This is a genomic window from Mesorhizobium sp. B2-4-3 (genome assembly GCF_006442815.1).
Taxonomy (GTDB): domain Bacteria; phylum Pseudomonadota; class Alphaproteobacteria; order Rhizobiales; family Rhizobiaceae; genus Mesorhizobium.
Genome location: NZ_VFVL01000069.1, coordinates 1 through 3932, shown reverse-complemented (window position 1 = coordinate 3932; position 3932 = coordinate 1). Strand labels below are relative to the sequence as shown.

The following is a 3932-nucleotide window of genomic DNA, read 5'->3' as shown; positions in this document are numbered from 1 at the left end:
GTTTGGGAGGGAACGCACGTATCTCTCGAATACCTCGGTCTCGAAGGTCGCGGGGCTCCCACAGACGTAGTTCGTCGCTTGAGATTGGTTTTCGGGTGAGGCCATCGTAGCGGAACACCAGTGACTGCTCGCGCGGCCGGATGTGTCGTTCACCAGCAAGAACGCGCTCGCTTTTCTGGGTCAAACGCAACGTGCCATTCGGATCAGCAATGAGTTCATCGTCCTTGATCAGAATTGAAGCCGTGGCTTCGGTGATCGTCAGACTGATGCCAAGAAAGCTTGCCACCGCATCCAAGCTAGCAAGGCCAGCCTCGACAGCCCGAAGAACGAACTCTTCAATCGGCGAGTAAGCCTTTGGTTGTAAGGTCAGCACAGTGGAAGTCAGCCGATAAACTGGGAGACCAACTTCCTCGAAATCGACGAGGTTGAAGCCAGGGCGATCGTCAAATTGACGCGCGATATCATCGGTGTTCATGTCACGCCTCGATCATCGCGCAATCTGCCGGGTGGCTCCGCATATATGAAAGCACCTCCGCAAAGGGGTTGCGCCCTCCAACACTTCCACAGAAGACCGAATCGCCCACGATGGCCAAGCCAAGCTCCGAAGTCAAATGATTGAGAAGACTGGCGCGAGGCCCGACGCCACTGCGGCAGTTGAGGATGTAGACCCCGGGGTCAAGATGGTGCCAGTTTATGACCATCCTCCGCTCTTGCGCGAAGCGCTAGAGAGTGCCGTTCGACGCGTAATCATTGTATCCCCTTGGATTACGGATTCAGTGGTCGACAAAACGTTTTTACACAGGCTCAGTCATCGCCTGACTGAAGGCGTTCGTGTTCATATCGGCTATGGTTTAGGCCCCGAAGAGCGTATCCCCGAAGCGATAAAACAACTTGAGAAGCTCGCCGCGACCCATTCGAATTTTCAGTTCGTCCGACTTGGCGATACGCATGCGAAAATTCTGATCAAGGACGACGAGTGGCTGGTAACTACAAGCTTCAACTGGTTGTCATTTCGTGGCGACCCCAAGCGGACGTTTCGCGAAGAGTGGGGAACACGAGTTGCCATTCCGGAGCAGGTAGCGGCCTACGCGAAAACGATACTGCAAAGATTTGAAGCAGCCGTGCGAAGTGAAAAGTGAGGCTGACCTGTATAGGCATTACTGATGCCGGTCGTCGGGTTGGCAATCAGGACGCAGTGTTCCTTCCAGATGTGGGGCTTCTTGGAGACGGGGCGTTTACAACGATATCAACTGAATTGAGCGACACAGTGATGTTCGCCGCGCTCGCCGATGGGGTCGGCGGGCGTCCCGATGGTAGGTGGGCCTCTCATACAGCACTCTCAGCTCTCGTCTCAGACGACTTTACTCAGAACTCCACAGCCACGCTCGCTGTTGCGATTGCCAAGGCAAACCGCGCACTTTCGGGTCGCGCGGCTTCTGGAAATGGGCCGGCCACGACGTTGGCCGGCCTTGCGCTTAATCGCGATGGGCTCAATGTTTTCCACGTTGGAGATAGCCGGGTCTACGAAATCGGTCGAACCGCTGTCAAAATGTTGACACACGACCACCGATCGCGCGCCGACGGACGCTCGATCACGCGCTATTTGGGCTCAGACGCCCATGCGATACCGGCAATTTCGGCAATTGGACCCCCAGTCGCGGCAACCTATCTTATTTCGACTGACGGCTTCCATGGATTCTTGCGCGACACGGACCTTCTGCTGCTAACTGAGCTCGATCGGGCCTCTGCACTGTCGGCGCTTTTCGACATGGCCTTGGAAAATGGCTCCAACGACAATCTGTCTGCTGTCGTCGTTGTTGTCGAATAGTGTAGACGTAGGGGAAATCTCCCCGGCTAGCCAAAGGTTGTGACTCACGCCGTAACCTTTGGTTGGGTCGGTCATGCGGTGCGCCCGATTCGCTCACATTTGAATCAGTGAAGGTTGGTGTATCGATGGAAGGGCCGCATCAGCGAAACGGCGCGCATGTCGCCCAAATTTTCTTCTACCCCTCGGATATACGCGCTCAGTGTGGACACGATGTTGAACACCGCGTTTGCTAAGTAATACGCGCTGAAACCGCGCGCTTTGTAACAATTGGGCGTGGGTGGGTCACTGAGCCTCAGCTTCCCCCAGCGTCACCTTTGCGGCGTCTGGAAGCTCAAATCCTGCTCGCTGCATCTTCTCCAGCATGTACTTGAGGGCATTGCGCTCGGAGACAGGCAGTCGGATGTCACCACGGGTGAGCCGGCGCAGGGCGGCAACCGATTTCGGTGTCAGAAGGCGCTTTCCGCTCGCAAACGTCATGTAAGGTTCGGTGTCTTCGAGCATCGCGACCATCAACCGATCCAGGTCGATGTCTGAATCGAGCTTTTTGGCTGCGATAGCCTCCTTTCTCCGGTGCTCGGCTTGAGCGCGGTCCACGACCAGCCCATCCAGAGAACCAGCAAACCTGTATTCTGCCCCAGCAACAGCTGCCCAGCACGCCTGTTGTTTGCAGTACTCCCCGACATTCTTCATCTGCGGGGGGGCGTCCTTCAGCGTGGCTGAGACCTGCGGTGCTAGCTGCCGCAGGACTTCGCCGATTTCATCAGGCAGATCCTGGCGTTGCCAGATCACCTCAAGGTCAAGCTCAAGGTCCCGCTCGTAAAGGTAGTTTACGAGCCAGGCGAGCGTATATGTAACAACCTGGGCTTTGTAGCCCCTGTCCTCCTGATACCAGGCTGAGCCGCCAACCATCCTGTCAGTCCATCGGAAAGCAATTGCCTTTGCCACGATTCCCCTGAACCAATGTTCGTTAAATTGCGCTTCAGATATCTTCCAGGCCCTGTCGATCGTCTCCGCATATTCAAGGAAGCACTTCTGGGCATGGCGGCTGACAATGTGTGGCCTGCACTCAAAGGTAACTTCGAATTTTGCCAGATCGGTCTTCTCGATGAGCTGGCTGCGCGGAAATTCAAGCTCGAAACGTCTCCGCTCGGCGTCTGTCCCATATGCCAGTCGATCGCGATACTGCCCCCGGGCTCGTTCATAGAACCATTTCGATCCTGACAGCGAACCAGGCTTAGCCGGTGCCCACAACTGCCGGGATATCTGCTGCAAAACGAGATGGATAGGATGACTTGAGAAAAAGTCGGCCTCGCTGATCTTGTTCTGGGTGTTTGCGAACCTGGAGATCTTTGGAACGATGTCGTCCAGAAGATCCGGGTTTACCACTGAGAGTTTCATCTGAACGAAAACGCGGCTAAGGTCGGCGCGCCGGTCCTTTCGCTGAGCGTCACTAGCGTAGAGAATCGATGCAGTGGTCTGGCCACCATTTACAATCTGCAGGTTCTCGATCGCGGCGATTCCGAGGCTTCCGTCGGCGAGGCGCGTCTTGGTGATGTTTGCAGCTGTTGCTGTGAGCCCATTGTTATAGGCGAAGAACATCTCCGGCTGCGTTTCAAGAGTCTTGATGATCCCGGTGTTGACCTTAGTTCTTGCCTGCAGAAAGGTGCGGACGTTCTGCTCCAGCAGCTGGGCGCCATAGAGGCCGTATATCTGGGCAAGGAACGTTCCTGGCACTGCAAGCAGGTATGACGCCTGCTTGCCATCGATGCTGTGTGCGGGTAGACTGGGAAGTGGAGAGCCGGGCCGGTCTCCAACATCGATTTCGATGGGCTCCTGCCCCGTCTTCGAAGCGGAAATGTCAGAGTACCGGACAAAGTCCAGGACACTGCATACGACGGGCACACCCAGAACTTCTCCTGTCGTCTCCGGTTTGCGACGGGTGGAGAGCCGGGCATTAGAAAAGGCAATTACCCGAATTCGTCGGATGCGGGCGCGGTTGGAGTAGATCGGCCAGGCCGCCTCAAACGTTGGGCTTGTTTCCTCAATGGCGTTGATGAAGGTCGGCTGCACGGCCAGCTCGCAGAAGCGGCGCACCCGTTCGAAC

The 3932-nt window shown here is 56.2% G+C and carries 4 protein-coding genes; 2 read left to right on the top strand and 2 right to left on the bottom strand.

Annotated elements, in window-relative coordinates; all coding sequences use genetic code 11:
• On the bottom strand, nt 1-475 hold a 475-nt coding region (locus FJ956_RS30325), incomplete at its 3' end, for a hypothetical protein (protein ID WP_210243619.1).
• Nucleotides 476-611: 136 nt separating this feature from the next.
• Here FJ956_RS30325 and FJ956_RS30320 point away from each other — a divergent pair.
• Both FJ956_RS30320 and FJ956_RS30315 read left to right on the top strand, forming a co-directional pair.
• Nucleotides 612-1139, top strand: coding sequence for a phospholipase D-like domain-containing protein (locus tag FJ956_RS30320; RefSeq protein ID WP_140782023.1), 528 nt, complete (start codon nt 612-614; stop codon nt 1137-1139).
• 116 nt (nt 1140-1255) lie between these two features.
• Nucleotides 1256-1828, top strand: a complete 573-nt coding sequence (locus tag FJ956_RS30315) for a protein phosphatase 2C domain-containing protein (RefSeq protein ID WP_140684851.1) — start codon at nt 1256-1258, stop codon at nt 1826-1828.
• Between the two features lie 282 nt (nt 1829-2110).
• On the opposite strand, the gene FJ956_RS30310 is transcribed toward FJ956_RS30315, so the two are convergent.
• On the bottom strand, nt 2111-3932 hold a 1822-nt coding region (locus tag FJ956_RS30310), incomplete at its 5' end, for an AIPR family protein (protein ID WP_140782022.1).

Excerpts from the sequence above, each read along its gene's own strand:
- FJ956_RS30320 (WP_140782023.1), top strand. The coding sequence starts at position 612 with ATGATTGAGAAGACTGGCGCGAGGCCCGACGCCACTGCGGCAGTTGAG.